General features: G+C 67.4%; 20 protein-coding genes and 1 pseudogene. 12 read left to right on the top strand and 9 right to left on the bottom strand.

Features of this window, described 5'->3' with window-relative positions; genetic code table 11:
* Window positions 1-19: 19 nt before the first annotated feature.
* On the bottom strand, window positions 20-775 hold the full coding sequence (locus E5A74_RS17475) for a competence/damage-inducible protein A (RefSeq protein ID WP_135986911.1): 756 nt from the start codon (window positions 773-775) through the stop codon (window positions 20-22).
* 53 nt (window positions 776-828) lie between these two features.
* On the opposite strand from E5A74_RS17475, the gene map reads away from it, so the two are divergent.
* Window positions 829-1,653 carry a type I methionyl aminopeptidase gene (gene map, locus E5A74_RS17480; protein WP_135986912.1) on the top strand — a complete coding sequence of 275 codons (825 nt, stop codon included), beginning with the start codon at window positions 829-831 and terminating at the stop codon, window positions 1,651-1,653.
* A gap of 10 nt (window positions 1,654-1,663) precedes the next feature.
* Window positions 1,664-2,053 (top strand): hypothetical protein, encoded by a 390-nt coding sequence (locus tag E5A74_RS17485; RefSeq protein ID WP_135986913.1) that lies wholly within the window; start codon window positions 1,664-1,666, stop codon window positions 2,051-2,053.
* A 36-nt stretch (window positions 2,054-2,089) separates the two neighbouring features.
* Here the strand turns inward: E5A74_RS17485 and E5A74_RS17490 are convergent, their stop codons facing one another.
* Both E5A74_RS17490 and E5A74_RS17495 read right to left on the bottom strand, forming a co-directional pair.
* Window positions 2,090-3,016, bottom strand: a complete 927-nt coding sequence (locus E5A74_RS17490; RefSeq protein WP_135986914.1) for a hypothetical protein — start codon at window positions 3,014-3,016, stop codon at window positions 2,090-2,092.
* Window positions 3,017-3,246: 230 nt separating this feature from the next.
* Window positions 3,247-3,477 (bottom strand): hypothetical protein, encoded by a 231-nt coding sequence (locus tag E5A74_RS17495; RefSeq protein WP_135986915.1) that lies wholly within the window; start codon window positions 3,475-3,477, stop codon window positions 3,247-3,249.
* A 256-nt stretch (window positions 3,478-3,733) separates the two neighbouring features.
* On the opposite strand from E5A74_RS17495, the gene E5A74_RS17500 reads away from it, so the two are divergent.
* From E5A74_RS17500 to E5A74_RS17545, 10 genes are all read left to right on the top strand, one after another.
* Window positions 3,734-4,072 (top strand): P-II family nitrogen regulator, encoded by a 339-nt coding sequence (locus E5A74_RS17500; protein WP_135986916.1) that lies wholly within the window; start codon window positions 3,734-3,736, stop codon window positions 4,070-4,072.
* Between the two features lie 92 nt (window positions 4,073-4,164).
* Entirely contained in the window at window positions 4,165-5,577 is a 1,413-nt protein-coding gene (gene glnA, locus E5A74_RS17505; protein WP_135986917.1) for a type I glutamate--ammonia ligase, read from the top strand.
* A 214-nt stretch (window positions 5,578-5,791) separates the two neighbouring features.
* Complete coding sequence (locus E5A74_RS17510; protein ID WP_135986918.1) at window positions 5,792-6,292, top strand: hypothetical protein; 501 nt, start codon at window positions 5,792-5,794, stop codon at window positions 6,290-6,292.
* A 9-nt stretch (window positions 6,293-6,301) separates the two neighbouring features.
* Complete coding sequence (locus tag E5A74_RS17515; protein WP_135986919.1) at window positions 6,302-6,667, top strand: hypothetical protein; 366 nt, start codon at window positions 6,302-6,304, stop codon at window positions 6,665-6,667.
* A gap of 148 nt (window positions 6,668-6,815) precedes the next feature.
* On the top strand, window positions 6,816-9,149 hold the full coding sequence (locus E5A74_RS17520) for a TonB-dependent receptor plug domain-containing protein (protein WP_135986920.1): 2,334 nt from the start codon (window positions 6,816-6,818) through the stop codon (window positions 9,147-9,149).
* Window positions 9,149-10,192, top strand: a complete 1,044-nt coding sequence (locus E5A74_RS17525; protein WP_135986921.1) for a phytase — start codon at window positions 9,149-9,151, stop codon at window positions 10,190-10,192. The genes E5A74_RS17520 and E5A74_RS17525 overlap by 1 nt, the downstream gene beginning before the upstream one ends.
* Before the next feature lie 132 nt (window positions 10,193-10,324).
* Window positions 10,325-11,623, top strand: a complete 1,299-nt coding sequence (locus E5A74_RS17530; RefSeq protein ID WP_135986922.1) for a M20/M25/M40 family metallo-hydrolase — start codon at window positions 10,325-10,327, stop codon at window positions 11,621-11,623.
* A 58-nt stretch (window positions 11,624-11,681) separates the two neighbouring features.
* Window positions 11,682-13,142, top strand: a complete 1,461-nt coding sequence (locus E5A74_RS17535; RefSeq protein ID WP_135986923.1) for a PQQ-dependent sugar dehydrogenase — start codon at window positions 11,682-11,684, stop codon at window positions 13,140-13,142.
* Between the two features lie 85 nt (window positions 13,143-13,227).
* The gene (locus tag E5A74_RS17540) at window positions 13,228-14,652 is read left to right on the top strand and encodes an aldehyde dehydrogenase family protein (RefSeq protein WP_135986924.1); all 1,425 of its coding nucleotides are present in this window, start codon (window positions 13,228-13,230) and stop codon (window positions 14,650-14,652) included.
* Between the two features lie 50 nt (window positions 14,653-14,702).
* On the top strand, window positions 14,703-15,062 hold the full coding sequence (locus E5A74_RS17545) for a hypothetical protein (RefSeq protein WP_206365902.1): 360 nt from the start codon (window positions 14,703-14,705) through the stop codon (window positions 15,060-15,062).
* A 10-nt stretch (window positions 15,063-15,072) separates the two neighbouring features.
* Here the strand turns inward: E5A74_RS17545 and E5A74_RS17550 are convergent, their stop codons facing one another.
* From E5A74_RS17550 to E5A74_RS20985, 6 genes and pseudogenes are all read right to left on the bottom strand, one after another.
* Window positions 15,073-16,617, bottom strand: coding sequence for a rhamnogalacturonidase (locus E5A74_RS17550; RefSeq protein WP_135986925.1), 1,545 nt, complete (start codon window positions 16,615-16,617; stop codon window positions 15,073-15,075).
* 10 nt (window positions 16,618-16,627) lie between these two features.
* Window positions 16,628-19,714 carry a TonB-dependent receptor domain-containing protein gene (locus E5A74_RS17555; RefSeq protein WP_240699868.1) on the bottom strand — a complete coding sequence of 1,029 codons (3,087 nt, stop codon included), beginning with the start codon at window positions 19,712-19,714 and terminating at the stop codon, window positions 16,628-16,630.
* 219 nt (window positions 19,715-19,933) lie between these two features.
* Window positions 19,934-20,707, bottom strand: a complete 774-nt coding sequence (locus E5A74_RS17560; RefSeq protein WP_240699869.1) for a PP2C family protein-serine/threonine phosphatase — start codon at window positions 20,705-20,707, stop codon at window positions 19,934-19,936.
* Window positions 20,704-21,696 (bottom strand): type VI secretion system-associated FHA domain protein, encoded by a 993-nt coding sequence (locus E5A74_RS17565; RefSeq protein WP_135986926.1) that lies wholly within the window; start codon window positions 21,694-21,696, stop codon window positions 20,704-20,706. Before E5A74_RS17565 ends, E5A74_RS17560 begins: the two co-directional genes overlap by 4 nt.
* Window positions 21,696-23,348, bottom strand: a complete 1,653-nt coding sequence (locus tag E5A74_RS17570; RefSeq protein WP_135986927.1) for a serine/threonine-protein kinase — start codon at window positions 23,346-23,348, stop codon at window positions 21,696-21,698. Before E5A74_RS17570 ends, E5A74_RS17565 begins: the two co-directional genes overlap by 1 nt.
* Before the next feature lie 58 nt (window positions 23,349-23,406).
* Window positions 23,407-23,623: pseudogene (locus E5A74_RS20985) on the bottom strand (LysM peptidoglycan-binding domain-containing protein); the annotation flags it as partial.

The raw sequence follows: 23,623 nt of genomic DNA on the forward strand, positions 1-23,623 counted from the left end.
ATCGCTTCGCAATAAGCGCCTAGATCCCGCCTTCGACCGGCGCGTGCCCCGCGGCGGTCAGCCCCGCGGTCAGCGCGTCGATCACCTGATCGACCAGCGCCTGTTCGGTCGCGCGGACGACGAAATTGGCGCCCACCCGCCCCTCGCGGAAGAACGGATAGCTGCCGATCGCGACGCCGGGATGTGCGCGCTCGGTCGCCCCCAGCATCTCGGCGATCTCGCTCTCGGGCACCCACGCGCCGACGGTGCGCGCCAGCACCGGCAGCCCGCCCTCGAGCGTGCCGGTCAAGGCGTCGAGCATCCCCGCGGTGATGTGCGGCACCCCGGCGAGGATGAAGAGATTGCCGACGCGGATCCCGGGCGCGCCCGACATGCGATTGGCGATCAGCTCGGCGCCCTCGGGCACCCGCGCCATGCGCAGCCGCGCCTCGGTCAGCCCGCCGCGGCTCGCATAATAGCGGTCGAGCGCCGCGCGCGCCTCGGGGTGGATCACCACCGGCACGCCCAGCGCCACGGCGATCGCGTCGACGGTGATGTCGTCATGCGTCGGCCCGATCCCGCCGGTGGTGAACAGATAGTCGTTGCGCGCCCTGAGCGTGTTGACCGCCTCGACGATCGCCGCCTCGACGTCGGGGACGATCCGCACCTCGGCGAGCCTTATGCCCTGGACGTTGAGCCAGCTGGCGAGCTGCGCGACATTCTTGTCCTGCGTGCGCCCCGAGAGGATCTCGTCGCCGATCACCACCAGTGCCGCGGTCCAGATGCGCTCGCTCATGGCGATGGCGTAGAGCCTCGTAAACCTCCGCGCAAACGCCTATATCGCCGCGCATGACCGAATATGTCACCGTCACCGAAGACATGCCGCAAGCGCGCGACGGCGCGATCAAGCTCCACGGACCCGCAGGCTTCGAAGGGATGCGCAAGGCCGGCCGCCTCGCCGCCGAGATCCTCGACGCGCTGGTGCCCCACGTCGTCCCCGGCGTCTCGACCGAGGAGCTCGACACCATCGTCCGCGACATGACGATCGCCGCCGGCGGCGTCCCCGCGACGCTCGGCTATCGCGGCTACACGCACAGCTGCTGCATCTCGATCAACCATGTCGTCTGCCACGGCATCCCGTCCGAGCGCACGCTCAAGGACGGCGACATCGTCAATATCGACGTCACGCCGATGCTCGGCGGCTGGCACGGCGACACCAGCCGCATGTATCTGGTCGGCGATGTGCCGATCAAGGCGCGCCGGCTGGTCGACGTGACCTATGAGTGCCTGATGCTCGGGCTCGAACAGGCCAGGCCGGGCAACCATCTCGGCGACATCAGCAATGCGATCCAGCGTCACGCCGAGAAGCATCGCTACGGCGTGGTCCGCGATTTCTGCGGACACGGCCTCGGCCAGGTGTTCCACGACGCGCCCGAGGTCGTCCATGTCGGCCGCCCGGGCACCGGCCCCGAATTGCGCCCGGGCATGTTCTTCACCGTCGAGCCGATGATCAACATCGGCCGCCCCGACGTGAAGCTGCTCGACGACGGCTGGACCGCAGTGACGCGCGACCGCTCGCTCTCGGCGCAGTTCGAGCATTCGATCGGCATCACCGAGACCGGCTGCGAGATCTTCACGACGAGCCCGAAAGGGCTGCACAACCCGCCTTATTGAGGCGCTGGCGGTGGCGCGCGGCGGTGAAGCCAATTGGCGGCTGTACGAGCGCGCGCACGCTATTCTCGACGGTCGCGCTTATGGGCACGCATTGCCGATTCTGCGAGTCCTCGCGGCTCGCGGGTTCACGCCCGCGATGAACCATCTGGCGGGTTTCGAGAGCCCGTCGCGTGCGCTCGCGCTCCACAAGCAGGCAGCGGCAACCGATGATGCGATGTCGTTGCAGAACTTGGCCACCGAATATCTCAACCGCGGACAGATGGCCCGGTACCGCCACTGGCTGGCACGCGCGGCCCTTCAGGACGAGGACGCACGCGGCGAACTGCGGGCGTTCAAGACCCGGTTTCCCCATAGGGACATGCGTCGCTTGCGGCGGCTCTGCCCGCCCGATCGCGGTTAGACGCCCTCCTCCGCGCGAACGCGGAGGCGGCTATGCTCAATGCGACTGGTACGGCCGGCCCGACTGGATCAGGCGCTGGCGGCTGGTGTTGCCGGGCACCGCGATGTGCGTCGCCGGATCATATTCCTTGCCCACCGCCGGGCTGCCCTGCGGCACCCAGATGCTGATCACGGTGTTGCTGTAGCTCTGCGGCACGTAGCGGACATAATAGCCGTCGGGATGGATGCTCCAGCGGCCCGACGGAATGTCCTGGCTGCCCGGCCCCATCGGCGCCGCGCCGGCGAGCACCGCGACGCGCTCCATATCGGCGAAGGTTGCGCCCGGCGTCGTCAGCATCCGGCGCAGATCGGCCTCGGCCTGCAGCACGCTGCGGATCGGCCCCGGCAGATTGTCGGCGAGCGGCCCGGTGGTCAGCACGTCGAGCGCGTTGCGGTTGAGCGCGGCGAGCTGGCGCGGCGTCAGCAGCCGCGCCGCGACTGCCTTGTGCTCGGACGAGAGATCCTCGAACTTGGCGCGCGCGATGATCGCCCACAGCAAAGTCTGGATATCGTGCTGGTCGATCTCGGGATGGTTCACCGAGTTGCGCACGATCGTCATCACCGCGTCCTCGGCCGGGCCCTTGGGCGGCGCGTAGAGATAGCCGTCGCCACCGCCCGGGCCGTGCGTCCCCGCCTTGAGGCAGTAGCTCTGGTCGTGGAACTCGTAATAGCCCGGCTGGAGCACGAAGCCGCCGTTCGGCGTGCGCTGCAGCGTCATCAGCGAGCGCGTCGGCTCGCGCGGGGTGAAGCCGTCCTTGCTCGAATCGCCCCATTTGGCGTCGGGCAGGCTGGTGGTGATCGGCTGACGATCGCCGAGGATCGACGTGGGCTTGAGCCCAACCTTCTTGGCAAGGCCGCCGAGCCCGCCGAATTGCGCCTCGGCCGGGCTCGCCGCCAGCGTCAATGCCGCCACCGCCGCAGCCACGGCGAAAAGATTTCGGATTCTCACAGCGGTCTCCCCAACGCTTGATGAAACACGCGACTCCTCGCAGTCGCGATCGGCGCCCCTAATACATCCGATTAGCTATGGCGAGCGAAGGTTTTCGCCGGGCGCCATGCCCTCCGGTTCATGGAAAGACTTGCGTAGCCGCGCGATCTTCGTGCGCGGACTGAAGTCGCCGCGCATTTGATTTCGCTATTGCCGCGCGACGGCTGTCAGTCGTGCCGTGCGGGCGGGACGCTCCACCGGCGCAGCGCTTCCTCGACCTGCTCGGCGCTGAACTCGCCGAGCGGGCTGCGGATGGTGAAGCCGCTCCGCCGCTCGGCGGCGATCGCCAGCAGCCCATGCGCCATGATCACCAACGGCCCGCGCGCGACGCGGCTGTCGCCGGCAATCGCATCGTCGGTCCGGTGAATCTCGGCGGGCATGTTCATCGGCAACAGCAAGAAGCGACTCCCCGGCAAATCGTACCTGCGGTAACCCGCAGATAGAACCGCCGTTCCATTTATAGTATTATAGTATCAAGCTATGGGGAAGCGCACTGCCGCCGAATGAGGCAGTCGCGGCGGCGCTGCCCGTTTGGAAGGCACTTGTTTCGCCTTGCGCGGCGTGTAACCCGAGAGGCATTCTCGACTCCGCCTCTGGCACGGATGTTGCCAGACGCGCGCTACGGGGAACTGCCTCACTCCTTTGGGGGAACACGTGAAAAAGATCGAAGCGATCATCAAGCCGTTCAAGCTCGATGAAGTGAAGGAGGCGCTGCACGAGGTCGGCGTCAGCGGCATCACCGTCACCGAGGCGAAGGGCTTCGGCCGTCAGAAGGGGCATACCGAGCTCTATCGCGGCGCCGAATATGTCGTGGACTTCCTCCCCAAGGTGAAGCTCGAGGTGGTGGTCGACGATACGCTCGCCGATCGCGTTGTCGAGGCGATCGCCGTCGCCGCGCAGACCGGCCGCATCGGCGACGGCAAGATCTTCGTGATCCCGGTCGAGACCGCGCTGCGCATCCGTACCGGCGAGCGCAACGAAAACGCGATTTGACGCAGCGCAGCACTGTAATATTGCGGCGCGCGAACAGGTAATTTTATTGCCCGATTCGGCGGGCAGACGAAAGAGAGCGAAAGGGTATACCAATGGCGAATTCGGCCAGCGACGTTCTGAAGATGGTGAAGGAAAACGAGATCGAGTGGATCGACCTCCGCTTCACCGATCCCAAGGGCAAGTGGCAGCACCTCACCATGGTCGCCAAGGTGATCGGCGAGGATGAGCTCACCGACGGTCTGATGTTCGACGGTTCGTCGATCGAGGGCTGGAAGGCGATCAACGAGTCGGACATGATCCTCAAGCCCGATCTCGACGCGGTGTGGATCGATCCGTTCTCGGCAACGCCGATGCTGATCCTCGTCTGCGACATCGTCGAGCCGTCGACCGGCGAGCTCTATGCCCGCGATCCGCGCTCGACCGCCAAGCGCTCGGAAGCCTATCTCAAGACGCTCGGCCTCGGCGACACCGTCTATGTCGGCCCCGAAGCCGAGTTCTTCATGTTCGACGACGTCCGCTTCGAGAACAGCTATGCGACGTCCTACTACGCGATCGACGACATCGAGCTGCCCGGCAATTCCGGCAAGGAATATGAAGCCGGCAACCTCGGCCACCGTCCGCGCGCCAAGGGCGGCTATTTCCCCGTCGCCCCGGTCGATTCGGCGGTCGACATCCGCGGCGAGATGGTCTCGACCATGCTCGAAATGGGCCTGCCCTGCGACAAGCATCACCACGAAGTCGCCGCCGCGCAGCACGAGCTCGGCCTGACCTATGGCACGCTCGTCCAGACCGCCGATCGCATGCAGATCTACAAGTATGTCGTCCATCAGGTTGCGCATGCCTATGGCAAGACCGCGACCTTCATGCCCAAGCCGATCAAGGAAGATAACGGCTCGGGCATGCACACCCACATCTCGATCTGGGAAAAGGGCGCCAACACCTTCGCCGGCAACGGCTATGCCGGCCTGTCGGATGCGTGCCTCTACTTCATCGGCGGCGTGATCAAGCACGCCAAGGCGCTCAACGCCTTCACCAACCCGACCACCAACAGCTACAAGCGGCTGGTGCCGGGCTATGAAGCCCCCGTGCTGCTCGCCTATTCGTCGCGCAACCGCTCGGCTTCGTGCCGCATCCCCTATGGTGCGGGCACCAAGGCGAAGCGCGTCGAGTTCCGCTTCCCCGATGCGCTGGCCAATCCGTATCTCTGCTACGCGGCGCTGCTGATGGCCGGCCTCGACGGCATCCAGAACAAGATCCATCCGGGCGATCCGATGGACAAGAACCTCTATGATCTGCCGCCGGCCGAGCTCGAGCAGGTGCCGACCGTCTGCGGTTCGCTCCGCGAAGCGCTCGACAGCCTCGAGGCGGACATGGACTTCCTGCTCAAGGGCGACGTGTTCAGCCGCGACCAGGTCGCCGCCTATGTCGAGATCAAGCGCGCCGAAGTCGCCCGTTGGGAGATGACGCCGAGCCCGGTCGAATACGACATGTACTATTCGGCCTGATCCATTTCGAAACGGACCAAAATCAAGCGCCCGGACTGAAAAGTCCGGGCGTTTTCCTGTTGTACCGGGCAAAGCTTGCTGTTGAGCGCACCGGCCCCGCGCGCGACGCTGCTCGACAACGGGGCCGATCCTTACCAGGCTCGATTGACGTCTCCCCCGCGCCGTGATGCATTCTTCCCGCTGATTCGAGCGATATCCTTTGGGGGAAGGCGCGATGGTTCCGGCGATTTTGAAAAGGACGGTGTTGCTGTGGGTATTCGTGCTCGCGGCCTGCACGATTCACCTGGCGCCCAGTTATGATCCGGCGCTGGTCGACGGGCTGAACAAGGCCCACACCGAAACCCTGACGCTCTTCGCCGGGCTGGAAACGGCTTCGGGACCCGAGACCTTCCCCGCCTATCAGGAGCGCTACGCCTCGGTGATCGGCCAGTTCGAGGCATTGCGGCAACGCGCCGAGGCCCGCGAGATTCCGCCGCTGGCCGGGCGCCTCGTCAAGCTCAAGGCAGTCGAGAAGCTCTGCGGGTCCGGAGCCGACGCCACGGAGTGCGTGAACGTCACTCCCAAAAGATTGGAGAACATCGTCGCGGGCCTCCGCGTCCTTCGCGACCGGCACAGGACCAGGGGTCTCGCATCCGATTCCGTCGAGCTTGCCCGCGACGCCTATGATCCCGCGATCCATTTGGCGCTGTCCGTCGAAAACGCACTGAAGCGATAGGAGGCGACGATGAGCGACGACATACTCAACGATCTGGTCTCGGCACTGAAGGGCGAACTGGGCGCCGGCTATTCGGCGATCAGCGGCATTGTCGAGAATCAGGGGAAATTGCTGGCAAAACAGGCCGAGCACATCGCCAAATCGCGCATCAGCGGCTCGCTCAGGGACGACGACGATCTCTATCATTTCTATCTGCAGAGCCTGCAGGACAACACCGTCGCCACGGCGAAGGCCGTCGTCATGCTCTCGGCGCTGACGATCGAAAAGGCGTGGAACGCCATCGCCGGGGTGCTGTGGGGCGGTATCCGCACGATCCTGGGCGGCGCCGGGGTGCCCGGCAATCTGCTGCCCGAAACGCCGCCGATCCATCTCTGACGCCTTTTCCCGCCGGCGCGCAGTGACATTGACGCAACGCAGCAAAGTGTAATTTTTCCGACGCGAAAACGTCATCGCAACCGCATCGAACTGTCAAACAGCGCCCCTAGAGCCGCCCCCGAACAACACAGATCAATTCGGGGGCGTCATGAATTTCAAGCTTCTCCTCGCGGCCGGGATCAGCGGCTTCGCGCTCACGCTCGCCGCAACTGCGGCGGCGCAGACTGCCGATACCGGCGCGGACGATGCCGAGGCGATCAAGACCGCCGCGGAAATCGTCGTCCAGGCGCAGATCGGCTTTCGCAACCGCAGCGAGGATACCGAGCCCAAGCTCGTCTATGACACCGATTACTTCCAGCGTTTCGAACCGCTGACCGCCGGCGACGCGCTCAAGCGCGTGCCTTCGGTGACCTTCCTGTCGGACGTTATCGAGAGCGACGGCGCGCGGCTGCGCGGTCTAGACCCCGGCTATACCCAGATCCTGATCAACGGCGAGAAGGTCCCCGGCTCGAACGCCGATCGCTCCTTCTTCCTCGATCGCATTCCCGCCGAGCTGATCAGCCGGGTCGAGATCGTCCGCTCCTCCTCGGCGCGCCGCACCGGCGACGCCGTGGCCGGCACGCTCAACATCGTGCTGCGCGACGGTTACGAGCTCGACGGCGGCTATGTCCGCGGCGGCGCGCTGCGCTTCCGCAACGACAAGGTCGTGCCGAGCGTCGGCGCGGTCTATGGCGGCGCGATCGGCGAGAGCCGCATCCTGCTCGGCGCCAACGTCCAGGGCCGCTACAATCCCAAGCTCAAGACCAGCCTGCGCTATTCGGATTCGCCCGAGAACAACCCGAACTACGCGACCGACGATTTCGTCAATCGCGAGGACCAGACCGACACGCGCGACGGCATGGACTATGCGTTCAACGCCACCTGGGGACTCAACACCGGCGGCACCGATGTCGAGCTGAGCGCCTTCTATGTCCGCAACGACCGCAAGGAGAGCGAGCGCTCGTTCGAATATGACGATCCCACCGCCGTCACCGGCTCGGTCCGCGGCACCCCCGCCGGCAATCTGCTGACCGACAACGCCAATGTGAACGACATCCAGCAGGACAATTATTCGCTCGCCGGCAAGCTCAAGCAGGAATGGGCGCTCGGCAAGACCTCGCTCAAGCTCGGCTTCGCGCGCTTCATCGATCGCCAGGACGAGACCGAGTTCGAAGTCGATTTCGATCGCGCCGCGCCCCGCTTCACCGGCGATCTGACCGAGACGCACATCGACGATCGGGAATTGTCGCTCTCGCTCGACCATCAGTTCGACATCGGCGCCAATGCCGACATCGTCATCGGCGGGTTCCTCCAGAACAAGGACCGCGACACCGACATCCGCACGATCCGCCAGCGCTTCAACCTGCCGGCCTCGGTGCATGGCTGGAACCAGTTCTCCGAGAACCCCACCGGCTTCGCCCGCCAGTTCGATCCCTCCGCGCCCGAGCCGGGCAGCGTCAACCGCGTCGAGGAAGACCGCCGCGACGCCTTCGCGCTGATCGAGGGCAAGTCGGGCGCCTTCGCGTGGGAAGCCGGCCTGCGCTACGAATCGACCCGCGTCCGCATCGAGGACCAGACCGTGGCGCCCGCGCTCGCCACGCAGCGCAACGATTACGACATCCTGCTGCCCTCAGCCTCGCTCAAGATCGACGTCACGCCGTCGGACCGCATCACCCTGTCGGCGGCGCGCACCAATCGCCGGCCGCGGCTCGACTATATCTCGCCTGCGCGGCTGCTCGCCGAGCTCGGCGACAATGATCTCCAGGGCAATCCCGATCTCCGCGCGGAGACCGCATGGGGCGGCGACGCGGGCTATGAGCACCGCATCGGCAGCACCGGCGTGGTCGGCATCAACTTCTTCTACCGCAACATCACCAACCTGATCGAGCTCGCCAACACCGGCGAGGAAGGCTCGGAAGGCTCGGGCACCTTCGTGCTCCAGCCGCGCAACACCGGCGACGGCAATGTCTATGGCGTCGAGTTCGATCTCTCGACCGACCTGCGCTTCATCGGAATGAAGGACACCGGCATCTTCGGCAATTTCTCGTACCTCGAGAGCGACATCGACGACGAGTTCGGCTCGCGCCGCTTCAACGGCCAGTCGAAATATGTCTTCAACGTCGGCTTCATCCAGAACCTGCCCAGCTATGGCGCGGCGTTCGGCGCGACCTATCGCAAGCAGGGCGGCGCGTTCGATCGCACCGTCGGCGAGGAAGTCACCACCAATTATGGCGGCGATCTCGAGATCTTCGTCGAGAAGCGCTTCGGCGACAGCGTCACGGTCCGCGCGGTCGGCTCGAACCTGCTCGACGGCCACAAGGACGAGGTGTTCAACAAGTTCACCACGATCGAGGACCAGACCGATCGAATCTTCGACGAGTATGAGATCGAGAGCGAACGCGCTGGCCCGGTCTTCCAGCTCATGGCACGTGTCGCCTTCTGATGCGCACCGCCTTGATTGTCTCGCTGTGCCTGCTGGCGGGTTGCACCGCCGGCGCGCCACGCCCCGTCTTCTCCCCCGCGCCGACCGCCACGGTCGCGGCGCGGGGCGAGACCGAGGCGGTCGGCACCGCCAATGCCGATGCCGCGGACGATCCCGCGATCTGGCGCAACCCGGCGGATCCGGCGGCCAGCCTGATCGTCGGCACCGACAAGAAGGCCGGGCTCTACGTCTATGATCTCGCCGGCCGGCAGCTGTCCTTCGTCGACGCCGGCCGGGTCAACAATGTCGATCTGCGCGACATGGGCGCGGCCGGGATTATCGTCGCGGCGAGCGATCGCAACGATCCGCTCAACGCGAAGCTCGCGCTGTTCCGCCTCGATCCGGCCACCCGCAAGCTCGCCGCGCTCGGCAAGCTCGCGGCAGGCGCGGGCGAGGCCTATGGCGTCTGCCTGTATCGCGACGGCGCCGCGCTCCACGCGTTCAACGTCCTCAAGGACGGCACGATCACTCAGCTCGCGCTCGATCTGACCGGCGCGGCGCCCACCGGCAAGATCGTCCGCACGATGAAGCTCGCCACCCAGTCCGAAGGCTGCGTCGTCGACGAGCGTACCCACCGGCTCTACGTCGCCGAGGAGGATGTCGGCATGTGGCGCTTCGACGCCCGCGCCTCGGGCAGCACCGCCCCGGTCAAGCTCGCCTCGGCCGATGGCTATCAGATCGTCGCCGATACCGAAGGTGTCGCGCTCGCCGCCGAAGGTGACGGCGATGGCGATGGCGGCTATCTCCTCGTCTCGAGCCAGGGCGACAATGCCTATGCGGTCTATCGCCTCCGCGACGACGCCTATGTCGGCCGCTTCCGGGTGACCGCCGGCAAGTTCGGCGCGACCGAGGAGACCGACGGCATCGAGATCGTCACCGGCGATTTCGGCCCCGGCTTCCCGGGCGGATTGTTCATCGCGCAGGACGGGCACAACGCCCCCGCGGCGCAGAATTTCAAGCTCGTCGCTTGGGCCGACATCAAGGCCGCGCTCGGGCTCGACTAATCCCTCTCCCTCTGGGAGAGGGAAGGAGCGCCGAAGGCGCGGAAGGGTGAGGATCGATATCTGCCCTCACCCTTCCCCTCGCCGTGCGAGCGGGAGATTGCGCCACGACACCGGTAAATCTACGCTCCCCGCATGCTCCGTCCTCTGCTCTGCGCGCTCGCGCTGACCGCCGCCCTGCCCGCCGCCGCCCAGCTCAGCAGCGCCGAGCGCAAGATCGCCGCCGCGGTCGATGCCGGCTCGGCAGAAACGCTCGCCTTGCTCGAGCGCATGGTGAACCAGAATAGCGGCACGCTGAACCTCGCCGGGGTCCGCGCGATGGGCGCGATGCTGCGCCCCGAATTCGAGAAGCTCGGCTTCGCGGTGAAGTGGATCGACGTGCCCGAGACCCAGCGCGCCGGCCATTTCGTCGCCACCCATAAGGGCAATGGCCGCGGCAAGCGCATCCTGCTGATCGCGCATATCGACACTGTGTTCGAAGCCACCTCGCCGTTCCAGAAATATCGCCGCGAAGGCGACAAGGCGATCGGCCCCGGCGTGGTCGACGACAAGGGCGGCATCGCCGTGATCCTCGCCGCGCTGCGCGCGATGGACAAGGCGGGGACGCTCCGCAACGCCGATATCCAGGTGATGCTCACCGGTGACGAGGAGAAGAGCGGCGATCCGATCCCGCTCGCCCGTCGTGATCTGATCGAGGCCGGCAAATGGGCCGATATCGCGCTCGAGTTCGAGAATCTGGCGCGCGAGGACGGCCGGGATTTCGGCACCGTCGCGCGGCGCAGCGCCAATAACTGGACGCTCACCGCCACTGGCAAGACCGGCCATGGCGGTGGCGTGTTCGGCCCCGAGACCGGCTATGGCGCGGTCTACGAGATCGCCCGCATCCTCGACGCGTGGCGCAGCGAGCTGATCGAGGAGAATCTCACCTTCAATGTCGGCGTGATCGGCGGCGGCACCCCCGCGACGATCGACAAGGACGGGGTGCGGATCGAGGCCTCGGGCAAGACCAATGTCGTCCCCGCCACCGCGATCGCCCGCGGCGATCTGCGCAGCCTCACGCCCGAGCAGGACGCCGCCGCGCGCGCGAAGATGCAGGCGATCGTGGCGCAGCATCTGCCCGGCACCGGCGCGACGCTCAGCTTTCAGGACAATACCCCGCCGATGGCGCCGACCGAAGGCAATCGCGCGCTGCTCGCCCGGCTCAACAAGGCCAATCGCGATCTCGGCCTTCCCGAAATGGCCGAATACCCGCCCGCCAAGCGCGGCGCGGCGGATTCGAGCTTCGTCGCCGCTTGGGCCGACACGCTCGCCGGCATGGGGCCGAGCGGCGGCACGCTCCATGCCGAAGGCGAATGGCTCGACATCCCCAGCATCGCGCTCCAGGCCCGGCGCAGCGCGATCCTGATGAGCCGGCTCGCGCAGGAGAAGCGCTGACCGGAACGAAGCTACGCGCGTGTCGTTCGACGCAGCAAGCGTCGGGAGGAGAGTGATCATGCGTCGGTTTGCGTTCGGTTCGCTGCTCCTCCTCGCGGCGTGCAGCGGCAATGACGGCGGCGGTGGTGGCGGCGGCACGCCGACGCCGACGCCGGCCAACACCGCGCCGAGCTTCACCTCCGCGGCCACCGCGACCGTCGTCGAGAATGCAGCGCTCGGCTATCAGGCCGCAGCGACCGACGCCGAAGGCAATCCGATCACCTTCTCGATCGCCGGCGGCGCCGATGCGACGCGCTTCGCGATCACTGCCGCGGGCGCGCTGAGCTTCGTCACCCCGCCCAATTTCGAGCTTCCCGCCGATGCCGATGGCGACAATGTCTACGCCGTCCAGCTCGCCGCGAGCGACGGCACCGCCAGCGGCACGCTCAACCTGCAGGTCACCGTCACCAACAGCCGCGAGGGAATCGCGGTCAAGCGCGTCGGCACCGGCTTCGACCAGCCGATCGACGTCGCCGCGGTGCCGGGCGACAACAGCCGCGTCCTCGTCGCCGAGAAGACCGGCGGCGTCTGGTTCCTCACCCCGGCGACCGGCGCCAAGTCGCTGGCCTTCCGCGTCACCGGGCTCACCACCGATAACGAGCGCGGGCTGCTCGGCATCGCGCCCTCTCCCAACTTCGCGACCACCAGCGAAGTCATGATCCACATGACCGGAGCGGCGGGGACGATCTTCATCCGCCGGTGCTTCATAACGAGCGGCGGATGCGCGGACATATTGTCGATCCCGCACCCGACCAACAGCAACCATAATGGCGGCTGGATCGCATGGGGACCCGACGGCAATCTCTATGTCGCGGTCGGCGACGGCGGCGGCGGCGGCGATCCGAACAACAATGCCCAGAACCCCAATTCGCGGCTCGGCAAGATCCTCCGGCTGGCGCGCAGCGGCAGCGGCTTCGCCCCGGCACCGGGCAATCCGTTCGTGGGCGGCGCCGGCGATCCCTGGGTTTTCGCGCTCGGCCTGCGCAACCCGTTCCGCAACAGCTTCGACGGCAACCGGATCATCATCGCCGATGTCGGCCAGGGCGCGATCGAGGAACTCGATCTCGTCCGCACCGATCAGCCGGGGCTCAATTTCGGCTGGCACTATCTCGAAGGCACCCAGCCCTATACCGGCACCGCACCCGCCGGCCTGACCGCCCCGGTCTCGCAATATGGCCATGGCAGCGGCCCACGCGAAGGCAGCTCGATCATCGGCGGCCATGTCTATCGCGGCCCGATCCCCTCGCTGCAGGGCAGCTACGTCTTCGGCGACTTCATCAGCGGCAATATCTGGTCCGTCCCCGCCACGTCGCTGACGCAAGGCGCGCTCCTCGCCGCATCGAGCTATGAGCGCCGCAACCCGGACTTCGCCCCCGATGCCGGCACGATCGACCAGCTCGTCTCGTTCGGGCTGGACGGTGCCGGCAATCTCTACATCGTCGATATCGCCGGCGAGATATTCGAAGTGGTGCCGGGCTGACAGCGGCGATGCGTTGCGGCTTGCAACCGACGCCGGCCCCGGCCATCTAGACGCCATACCCAAAGTTCGAATCGGGAGAGGCCGGATGCGCAGCACTCTGAAGCACTATATCGACGGCGCCTGGGTCGAGAGCGAGGGCGGCACCCGCCACGAAGTGATCAATCCCGCCACCGAGACTGCGGTGAGCGAGATCACGCTCGGCTCCGATGCCGATGTCGACAAGGCGGTCGCCGCCGCGCGCCGCGCGTTCGAGAGCTTCTCGCGTACCAGCGTCGACGATCGCATCGCGCTGATCGAGCGCGTGCTCGAGGCGTATAAGGCGCGCGCCGCCGACATGGCCGAGGCGATCAGCCTCGAAATGGGCGCGCCGCTCAGCCTCGCCAGGACGGCGCAGGTCGGCTCGGGCATCGGCCATCTGCTGTCGGCGATCCGCGCGCTCAAGGAATTCCAGTTCGAGGAGCGGATCGGCAACAGCCTCGTCGTCCATGAGCCGATCGGCGTGGTCGCGATGATCACGCCGTGGAACTGGCCGCTCAACCAGATCGTCTCGAAGGTCGCCCCCGCGCTCGCCGCGGGCTGCACCATGGTGCTCAAGCCGTCCGAGGAAGCGCCGGGCTGCGCCGCGATCTTCGCCGAGGTGCTCGATGCCGCCGGCGTGCTCGCGGGCGTGTTCAATCTCATCAACGGCGACGGCCCCGGCGTCGGCACCGCGCTGTCGAAGCATCGCGGCGTCGACATGGTCAGCTTCACCGGCTCGACCCGCGCCGGCATCCTCGTCGCCAAGAACGCCGCCGACACGGTCAAGCGCGTCCATCAGGAGCTCGGCGGCAAATCGCCCTCGCTGGTCCTCGAAGGCGCCGATCTCGGCAAGGCGGTGCCCGGCACCTTGTTCAGCGTGCTGATGAATTCGGGCCAGAGCTGCATCGCGCCCGCCCGCCTGCTCGTCCCGAAGGATCAGCAGGAACAGGTCGCCGCGATCGCCGCCGAAGCGATGAAGGCCGCGCAATGCGGCGATCCCGCCGAGGAAGGCCGCCATCTCGGCCCGGTGGTCAACAAGGCGCAGTGGGACAAGATCCAGGGCCTGATCGCCAAGGGGCTCGAGGAAGGCGCGAAGCTCGAGACCGGCGGCCCCGGCCGTCCCGACGGGATCGAAACCGGCTATTTCGTCAAGCCGACGCTGTTCTCGGGGGTGCGCAACGACATGACGATCGCGCGCGAGGAGATTTTCGGACCCGTCGTCACGATCATCCCGTACGAGGATGAGGAAGACGCGATCCGCATCGCCAACGACACCGATTACGGCCTGTCGGCGGTGGTGTTCGGCAGCGCCGAGGCGGTGCAGCGCGTCGCCCCGCGGCTCCGCGCCGGCATGGTCTATGTCAATGGCGGCCAGCCCGATCCCAACCTGCCCTTTGGCGGCTACAAGCAATCGGGCAATGGCCGCGAGCACGGCAAGTTCGGCCTCGCCGAGTTCCTCGAGGTCAAGTCGGTGGTCGGGGTGTTCGCCTGAGGCGAGGCCGACGATCGCGGAAGACTGCCGACACGCCGCTGGAGAGAAAAGTGACCGATCCGTCGAAGCCCTGGGATGGCGAACTGGTCCGGAAATGGCTCGAGCGCCGGCTCGAGGCGTCGCGGCTGGATCAGGCGGCGGCCGACAGGCGCGGCTATGAGGCGCAGGACGAGTACGACAAGGCCGCCGCCGAAGAATGGGTGTGCCGCGCGCTGAAGTCCGCGGAATGCACGAACGATCAGGCGGCGCTGGCCAAACGCCTCAAGGAACTGATCGGCCAGGACGAGTATCAGGCCACGGGCATTTATGACGATGTGCGGTTCGAGCGGCATGTTCGCGGTCACCTCAGAAAACTCGCGAAGATGACCAAGGCGAACGAGGGGTTCGAGAAGACGCTGCGCTACCAGTGACTTGCTTCGGTCAGCGCTTCTCGGGGCCGCGGAAGTTGACCACCTTCTCCAGCGAGAAAGCCGCCGCGCCCGTGGGCACGCGGATGCCGCTGAACTCGGCGTCGTCGACATCCTCGAGCCGGAACGCCGGCCGCGAGTCCGGCGTCGCCACCGCCACCTCGACGTCGCGCATCACGATCCGGCGGGCATGGCGGACGAAGAAGCCGGTTGCGGGCAGGTCGCCGAACATCGTCGCCTCGGGATAGCCGAGCTCGGCCTCGGGCGGCCGCACTCCCGCCATCGCCGCCGGCGCGCCGCCGACATGCTGGAGGAAGATGTTCGCGAAGCGAATGTCCTCGATCGGATGCCCGTCCAGCCCGGCGATCACCGAGGGCAGCAGATTGGCGCCCGAGCTCACCACATTCTGGATCGAGATGCGCCGCATGGTCCCGATCGGCCGCCCCGCCGGTCCGCGCATCCTTTTGCCCAGCCGCAGGAAGAAGGGCGCGTTGATGATCCCGCGCATCGTCAGGTTCGAGACCGCGACATCCTCGACCATGCCGCCGTCGACGCTCTGGAAGGCGAGCCCGCGGCTGTCCTCGAAGATGCAATTGGTGATGGTGATGTTGCGGAAGCCGCCATTGGTCTCGGTGCCGAACTTGATCCGGCCGTGAATGTCCTTCGCGAACGCCGGCGGCATCTTGCGCCACGTTCCATCGAGCACCGATCCGACCTGGTAATTGCCGGTGACGAGGCAGTTGGCGATGGTCAGGTTCTCGGTCACCCGCGGTTCGCCGAGCGCATAGCTGCTCTTGGGGCAGATCGCGTCGTCCCATGGCGAATTGACCGTGCAGTTCGAGACGCGGACATTCTTGCAGCAATCGATGTCGAAGCCGTCGCGGTTGGTGTCGACCAGCAGATTGTCGATCGTCAGATTATCGACCCCGGTGGCGAGCAGCGCGAACCAGCCGCCTTCGAGGATCCTGAAGTCGCGAAGCGTCACGTTGCGGCAATTCTTGAGGCCGATCGCCTTGTTGGCGGTGCCGGGGCCATTGGGGTCCTTGAGCCAATTGTCCTTGCCGTCGCCGCGCCCGAGCCCCTTGCCCCAGATCAGACCCTGCCCGGTGATCGCGATGTCGTGCAGCCCCTCGCCATGGATCAGGCTGTTCGCCCAATGGCTGTGGCCGAAATCCTGGAAGCTCGCGATCGCCGGGTCCATCGGGTCGGCAAGGTCATAGCCGCCGCGGCCGTCCTGCGGCGCCGGCGCGGCGAGGAGCGTCGCGCCATTGTCGAGATGGAGCGTGATGTTGCTCTTCAGCCGGATCGTGTAGCTCGCCCAGGTCCCGGCGGGAAACCACACGGTGCCACCGCCGCGCGCCGCGGCATGGTCGATCGCCTTGTTGATCGCGGGGCTGTCGATCGTCTTGCCGTCGCCCTTCGCGCCGAAGTCGCGGATATCGACCCAGCCGCTGCCGCGCTCCGCCTCGCCCAGCGCCGCGGAGGCCGGTCGCCCGCCGAGCAACGCGGCGGCACCGATCGTGCCGCCGAGAAGCAGTCCGCGCCGATCGAGGATCATCGCGCCCCCCTCAGAACTTGAACGTCGCGCCGAGGAAGAACTCGCTGCCGAGCACGTCATAGGTCGCCGACCAGGTATTGGCATTCGGCCCCTGCGTCGTCACCGGCGGCATGTTGCCAGTGACGTTGTTGATCCCGCCGAACACCTCGACCTGCTTGTTGACGGTGAGGTCGAACGAGACGTCGAAGTAATTCTGCGCCGGCAGGACCGGATAGGCGATGCTCGCCAGCGCCGGCGCCGAAGTCGAGCCCTGCCGCGTCGGCACGATGTAGCGGTCGGTGGTCACCTTGCCGATATAGCGGTGGCGCAGGCTGACGCTCAGCGCGTCATTGGCGTTCCACGTCACGCGCGAGGTCGCCCGCCAATTGGGCAGCGGCTGGCCGCAGGTCGGCCCGAACGAACCGGCGCAGTAGTTCTTGATGTTCGGGAAGGCCTCGACCGGGGTCGAGGTGAACTCGTAGAGATAGGTCACGTTCGTGCCGAGATCGAACGAGCCGATCCCCCCGGTATCGACATGATAGCGCGCGGCGAAATCGATCCCCGAGGTCTTGAGCGCCCCGGTATTGGCGTTGCGGATCTGCGCGACATAGGGGTCGTTGATCTCGCCGGTGTTCGGGTTGCGGTTGATCGCCTGGCAGAACTCGCTGCCCGCATCCTGGAGGATGTTGTAGCAGAGGTTGAGCGTGTTCTGCAGCCCGCCGCCCAGCGCCGCGATCGCGCCGTTGAGCGTGATGTTGAAATAATCGACGCTGATGTAGAGCCGCGGCGCGAAGCGCGGAGTCAGCACCACGCCGAGCGTCCAGGTGTCCGACTTCTCGGCGCCGAGGTTCGGATTGCCACCGAAATCCGCCGGAAAGATCGTGTTGGGCTGGACGCTCGCGCCGAACACCTGCCCGGCGGGCACGCCGGTCGCCTCGCAGACCGCGCGCACTGCCGCGGTCTGCTGCGCAGCGGGGGCGCGGCTCGAGCAGGGATCGGTCGCGACGCCGACCACCCGCGTGGTGCCTCCGAACAGCTCGCCGACATTGGGCGCACGGATCGCGCGCTGATATTGGCCGCGGAACGCGATGTCGGGACTCACCTTCCAGTCGAGCCCGCCCAGATAGGTCCACACCCCGCCGATCCCGTCGAGGCTGTAATCCGAATAGCGGAACGCGCCATTGGCGACGAGGCTGTCGATCAGCGGCGTGTCGTGGATCAGCGGAATGCGTGCCTCGCCGAACACTTCCTTGACGGTCACGCTGCCCTTGGTCGGCAGGCCCGGATTGAACCCGGCGACGTCGCCCGAGGCGAGATAGGCATCGGGCGAGAAGGTCGCGCTGGTCTTGCGCCATTCGCCGCCGACCGAGAAGCCGACCGGTCCGGCCGGCAGCTTGAACAGCTCGCCGGTCAGACTGCCCTGCGCCACCTGCTGCGTCGCGACGGTGCGATTGGTCGCGGTGATCGCGATCGCGCTGATGCAGCTCTGCGCGATGTTCTGCCCGAAGATGTTGCACACCGGCGCCGCGCCGCCCGTCGAGAGCAAGGACGCCTGCAGCCGGCTGCGCGACAGCGCGTTCTGGAGCAGCAGCGTGTTCTCGCTGCGGGCATGGGTGTAATAGAGGTCGAACTTGAGGTTGCTCAGGAAATTCTCCGAGGCGCTGCCGATGTCGCCGCGGATGCCCCAGGCGCCGCGATAGACGTCGCGCGTCTCGGTCGCCTTGCGCGGGCCGACCTCGACATAGCGCCGCCCCGCGGTGACCACCGCCAGCCCGTCGCCCGCCACCGTGGTGCGCGTCGCGGTGCCGCTGCTCACCGTGATCGTGCCGGTCTCGGCAAGGTCGAGCTGGCGGAACACTTCCTGCAGCTGCGGCGTCAGATAGGGATTGTTGACGTTGAACAGCGTCGGCGAACCGACATTGGTCGGCGCCAGCCGCGCGGCGACCTTATTCCGCGAATAATGCAGCTCCATATAGGCGGTGATGTTGTCGGTCAGGTCATAGTGACCGAAGCTGTTCACCATCCAGCGTTCCTGCGGTTGGATCAGATAATTGTCGGGGCCGAGGTTGAAATCGTCCTGCGGCGTGATCGCCGGCCGCGCCGCGGTGCCGCCATTGTTGAAGGTGAAACCGCGCGAGCCGAGCCCGCCCAGCCCCGCCGCGGCATAGGCCGCGTTGAGCGCCGCGTTCGATCCACCGAACGCGGGGATGCCCGAGAAGCGGCCATTGGGGATGTCGCCCGATCCGCCGGCGAGGAAGCCCAGCTCGCCGCCCGCCGCGGTGCAGGTCTGGCCGGCCGGCACCGCGAACGGCGTGCCCGAAGTATCGCGATTGCCCGAGCCCGGCACGGTGCAGCCGTCGGACAGCGATTCGAACGCGAAGTCGCCCCGCTCGCCGCGGGTGATGCTGTTGCGCATCAGATAATTGGCCGAGACGACGATATTGCCGCGCCCGTCGGCGAAGTTGGCGCCCGCGGTCAGATCGACATTGTAGACCGGCGTCGCGGTCGGATAGTCGACATTGAGCTGCATCCGCGTCTCGAGGCCTTCGAAATCGTCGCGGGTGATGAAGTTGACCACGCCGGTGATCGCGTCCGAGCCATAGACCGCCGACGAGCCGCCGGTGACGATCTCGGTGCGCGCGATCAGCGTCGACGGGATCGTGTTGAGATCGACGACCTGCTCGGGGCCGTAGATCGCATAGCGGCGGCCATTGACCAGCACGAGGTTGCGCGTCGCGCCGAAACCCCGAAGGTTCACGTCGGCGAAGCCGCCGGGCACGGTGTTCGAGGTGGCGCTGCCGAGCTGCGAGCCGATCGCCTGAGGCAGCTGCGCGAGCGTCTTCTCGACGTTGAGATTGCCCGAGAGCTTGATGTCCTCGGCGCTGACCACGCTGACCGGCGTCGAGGCGTCGAAGCCGTTGCGCGCGATACGCGATCCGGTGACGAGGATCTCGCCTTCATTGTCGGGCTGGGCGTCCGCCGGCGCGGCGTCCTGCGGCGCGACGGCCTCGGGCTGCGGCGCGGTCTGGGAGAATGCGGGGGCGGCTTGCGCCAGCCCGAGCACGAACAGGGTGGCGCCGCAGAGCAGGCGCGGACGTGCGTAACCAAGCCTCATCATGTCATCCCCTCCATCACGCCCGGTCGGGCGGTTGCGCGGCAGGGGCGCGGGTATCCCCGTCTGCACCCCGTCGTCGCACGCGTTACGGCAGCGCCAAATATGGTAGCGCTACCATAACCAGTTACATGCGTTTCACATGCTGGTACTGCAGCCTACTTATTGAAAATCAGAAGTCAACGGCAGAGTGGCGGATTTCCGCGCTTGCGGCACAGGGCGCGGCTAGGCGCGTCGGCGCGCCCGGCTCTCGCCGCCCGTGACGAGGACGAAACTGATGTTATCGCTACCGTCGCGATCGAGCGCGCCCGCGAGAATCTCGTCGGCCAGCGCCTCCCCCGCCCCGCCGAAGCCGGCGGGGATCGACGAATCGAGCGAGCGGCTCAGCCCGTCCGAGCAGAGAAGAAATAGATCCCCCGGCATGGTCGTCCGGCACAGCGCCTCGATCTGCACCGCGGTATTGACGCCGAGCGCGCGCGTGATCACGTTCGCCTGCGGATGATGCGCCGCCTGCGCGCTGTCGATCAGCCCCTGGTCGACCAGCTGCTGGACGAGGCTGTGATCGCGCGTCACCTGCTGCCACGCGCCATCTTCGCCGCGATAGGCGCGGCTGTCCCCGGCCCAGAAGATCCAGGCATCGCCCCCGGCGATGTGCAGCGCGACCACGGTCGATCCGATCACCCCGCCCGCGGCCGCGCCTCGCTCGAAGATCGCCGCATTGGCTTGCTCGAGCGCGCCCCGGATCGAGGCGGGCGTGATCTCGGCGGGATCATCGGCAAGGCCGCGCAGCGCGGCGATAGCGAGCTCCGCCGCGATATCGCCGCCGCGATGCCCGCCCATCCCGTCGGCGATAGCCCACAGCGCGCGATCGGGCCGGTCGAGCACGCGATCCTCGTTGACCTTGCGCACGCGGCCGACATGGCTCCGCGACATCGAGCGGTAGGTGCCGGAAAGCGGCGGCGGGGGAGAAGGGTCCGGCATTGCCAGCGCGAAGCTCACTTGCTCTGCTCGGCGGCAGCATAGGCCTGGACGAAAGCCCGGTCGAGAGTGCCCTCTTCGCCGTCGAGCTGGCGGAGCAGGTCGGCGTGCCGCGCCTCGATCTCCTGCGCCTGCACCGCGCGCCGGCTCTTGAGCAGCGTCGCCCTGGCCGACACCGCGGCATCGATCTCGGCCGGATCGAAGCTCGTCACGGCCTGGCGCAGCGACGCCTGCAGGCCGGCGAAGGTCGCGATCAGGTGGCGCTTGACGTCGGCGAGCGAGCTGCTGATCGCCGCGGGCCCCGACAGGAAGCCGCCGACGCCCGAGAGCAGCAAATCGATCGCGAGCCGCTGGGTCGGCGCCCATTTGAACGGGTTGTTGCCCGAGCCGCCGATCGTGGTGCGGCTGAGGTTGTAGCGGCCGCGGGCGCGGTCGCGCTCGATCATCAGATCGGCGATGCCGAGCACCATCTGGCGGTAGACGGCGCCGGCGCGCTCCATCACCTCGGCGGGCTCCTCGCTCGACAGCAACGAGGCGTCGAGCCCCGCGCCGCGGCAGAACGCCTCGAGCAGCGATTCGCCGCCCGATGCGACGATCGGCTGGGCATCGGCCCAATCGGTCGGGATCGCCGTCGAGGCGCCGAGCGGCGGGGTCAGCACCATTGTCCGGCCGGTGTCGGTGACTTCATCGTCGAGCGGCGCCCGGCTCGCGGCGATGCGGAACCGGCCCATGCGCAGCGTGAAGGGCAGCGTCACCGGCACGTCGACGAGATCGGGAAGCCGGTCGCCGGTGGCGTCGTCGAACACGCCATTGGTGCCGATCGGCCGGATGATCAGCCCGTCGGCCGAGGCCGCGACCTCGCAATGCTCGCGCGAGAGGGCGCGATCGGGGTCGGCGATCGGCCAGTCGCATTTGGTGTCGCGGCCGATCCGGATCGCGCCGTCGCGCAGCAGCCGCGCGTCGATCGGCTGAACCGAATCGTCGACGTCGAAGAGCTGGAGCATGTACATCAGGCGGCCCGCCGCGGCGCCGGCTGGATGCAGGTCGCGTCGAGCGCGACTTCTTCTGCCGCCGGCGCGCCGTGCAGCCGCGGCTCGATCTCGGCGGCGAGCCGGTTGAAGCCGTCGAACAGCGCGCCGATCTCGTCGCGGCGGCGGTGCGAGATGCGCAGCGCGAAGCCCTGCTCGCGCGCTTCGTCGAAGCTGGTCAGCAGCCGGCGCAGCGGCCGCACCACCATCGCGCCGCTCAGATAGCCGATCGCGAGCACCACCAGCATCACGATCGTCGCGAGCGCGATCATCAGCGTCCGCGCATTCGCCATCGCCGCGTCGAGCGCGGTGCGCGGCAGCAGGATGTCGACCTTGCCGAAATCGGCGCCGGCATAGCGGATCGGCCGAACGAAGCGCAGCGCGCCGCCCCTGGCGTCGCGCGCGTTGGTCACGGCGTCGCTCAGCGCCGGCTCGCCGCTCGGCGCTGCGTAACGCTGTCCGACCCGGCCGCCGTCGCTCGCGGCGCGGATCGTCCCGCCGGCATCGACCACGACCATGCCGCGCACCCCGCCATCCTGGCTGGCGGCGGTGACGAACGCCTGGAGCGGCGTCCAATCCTGCTGCTCGGGCGGCAGCCCGGCATTGTCGGCGAGCAGCACCGCGGCATTCTTGGTGACGAAGGTCGCGATCGTCTCGCCCGAAGCGATCGCCATATGCTCGAGCGCGCGCTGCTGGCGGCTCAGGATCGTCGAAATGCTGAGCAGCAACGCGACGAGGGTGATGCTCACCAGCGCGAGCGGCAGCTTGACCCGCAGCGACAGCCCGCGACGGGTAACCGCATCCTCGGTGGCGAGCGCGGCGCTCTCGCGGCGCAATACCTGCACCAGCTGGGCGCCGTCGGCGAAGCGCTGGTCGGGCTTCTTGGCGAGCAGCTTGTCGACGATCTGGCGCAGCCCCGGCGGGCAATCGCCGGCGGCGCGCTCGATCGGCGCCACCCGCTCCTGCGCGATCTGCAGCGCCAGCGTCGCGAGCCCGGTCGCGTCGAACGCCATCTTGCCCGTGACCATCTCGTAGAGCACCGCGCCGAGCGAGAAGAGGTCCGAGCGCGCGTCGACCGGAAGGCCGAGCGCCTGTTCGGGGCTCATATAGCGCGGCGTGCCGATCATCTGCCCGGCCTGGGTGCGGGCCAGCTGCCCCTCGGCATCGCCGATGCGGGCGACGCCGAAATCGAGCAGCTTGGCGGTGCCGCCATCGGCGGAGAGCAGGATGTTCGACGGCTTCACGTCGCGGTGGACGATCCCCTGGCCATGCGCATAGGCGAGCGCGTCGGCGAGCTGGATGCCGAGCGCGAGCACGCGCTCGAACGGCATGCGGCCCTGCGCCTGCAGCACCGCGTCGAGCGGGCGGCCCTCGATCAGCTCCATCGCGATATACGGCACGCCATCGGCCTCGCCGACATCGTAGATCGTCGCGATGTTGGGGTGGTTGAGCGCGCCCGCGGCCCGCGCCTCGCGCAGGAAGCGCGCGCCGAGCTCGGGATCGCGGCGATAGTCGGGCTTGAGCGCCTTGATCGCGACGGTGCGGCCGATATCGGGATCGTGCGCGCGGAACACGTCCGCCATCGCGCCTTCGCCGAGGCGTGCCTCTATTCTGTATCGGCCAAGCTTTTCCATAGCGCCTTCCGACCCCGCCCAGGTATCGGCTTAGCGCCGGAGACTTAAGGATTTCTTCCTATTGCCGGGCGCGCACCGTCGCGGCGATGCGCTGGGCGCGCTGGAGATCGCGCAGGATCACCGCGCTGCCGGGATCGAGCGCATGCGCGCGCTGCAGCAGGTCCACCGCCTGCCGGACCGCGCCACGGTTGAGCGCGGCGAGCCCCGCCGAGCGCGCGCGCTGCGCGGCGGCGGGATTGGCGGCGGGCTTGGCCGGCGCGGGGGCCGGCGCCGGC

The organism is Sphingomonas naasensis (genome assembly GCF_004792695.1).
Taxonomy (GTDB): Bacteria; Pseudomonadota; Alphaproteobacteria; order Sphingomonadales; family Sphingomonadaceae; genus Sphingomonas; species Sphingomonas naasensis.

Bases quoted from the DNA above. Each gene is read 5' to 3' on its own strand.
- E5A74_RS17510 (WP_135986918.1), top strand. From the start codon at position 5,792: ATGGTTCCGGCGATTTTGAAAAGGACGGTGTTGCTGTGGGTATTCGTG.
- glnA (WP_135986917.1), top strand. From the start codon at position 4,165: ATGGCGAATTCGGCCAGCGACGTTCTGAAGATGGTGAAGGAAAACGAG.
- E5A74_RS17515 (WP_135986919.1), top strand. From the start codon at position 6,302: ATGAGCGACGACATACTCAACGATCTGGTCTCGGCACTGAAGGGCGAA.
- E5A74_RS17475 (WP_135986911.1), bottom strand. From the start codon at position 775: ATGAGCGAGCGCATCTGGACCGCGGCACTGGTGGTGATCGGCGACGAG.
- E5A74_RS17525 (WP_135986921.1), top strand. From the start codon at position 9,149: ATGCGCACCGCCTTGATTGTCTCGCTGTGCCTGCTGGCGGGTTGCACC.
- E5A74_RS17565 (WP_135986926.1), bottom strand. From the start codon at position 21,696: ATGTACATGCTCCAGCTCTTCGACGTCGACGATTCGGTTCAGCCGATC.
- E5A74_RS17520 (WP_135986920.1), top strand. From the start codon at position 6,816: ATGAATTTCAAGCTTCTCCTCGCGGCCGGGATCAGCGGCTTCGCGCTC.
- E5A74_RS17555 (WP_240699868.1), bottom strand. From the start codon at position 19,714: ATGATGAGGCTTGGTTACGCACGTCCGCGCCTGCTCTGCGGCGCCACC.
- map (WP_135986912.1), top strand. From the start codon at position 829: ATGACCGAATATGTCACCGTCACCGAAGACATGCCGCAAGCGCGCGAC.
- E5A74_RS17530 (WP_135986922.1), top strand. From the start codon at position 10,325: ATGCTCCGTCCTCTGCTCTGCGCGCTCGCGCTGACCGCCGCCCTGCCC.
- E5A74_RS17550 (WP_135986925.1), bottom strand. From the start codon at position 16,617: ATGATCCTCGATCGGCGCGGACTGCTTCTCGGCGGCACGATCGGTGCC.
- E5A74_RS17570 (WP_135986927.1), bottom strand. From the start codon at position 23,348: ATGGAAAAGCTTGGCCGATACAGAATAGAGGCACGCCTCGGCGAAGGC.
- E5A74_RS17535 (WP_135986923.1), top strand. From the start codon at position 11,682: ATGCGTCGGTTTGCGTTCGGTTCGCTGCTCCTCCTCGCGGCGTGCAGC.
- E5A74_RS17540 (WP_135986924.1), top strand. From the start codon at position 13,228: ATGCGCAGCACTCTGAAGCACTATATCGACGGCGCCTGGGTCGAGAGC.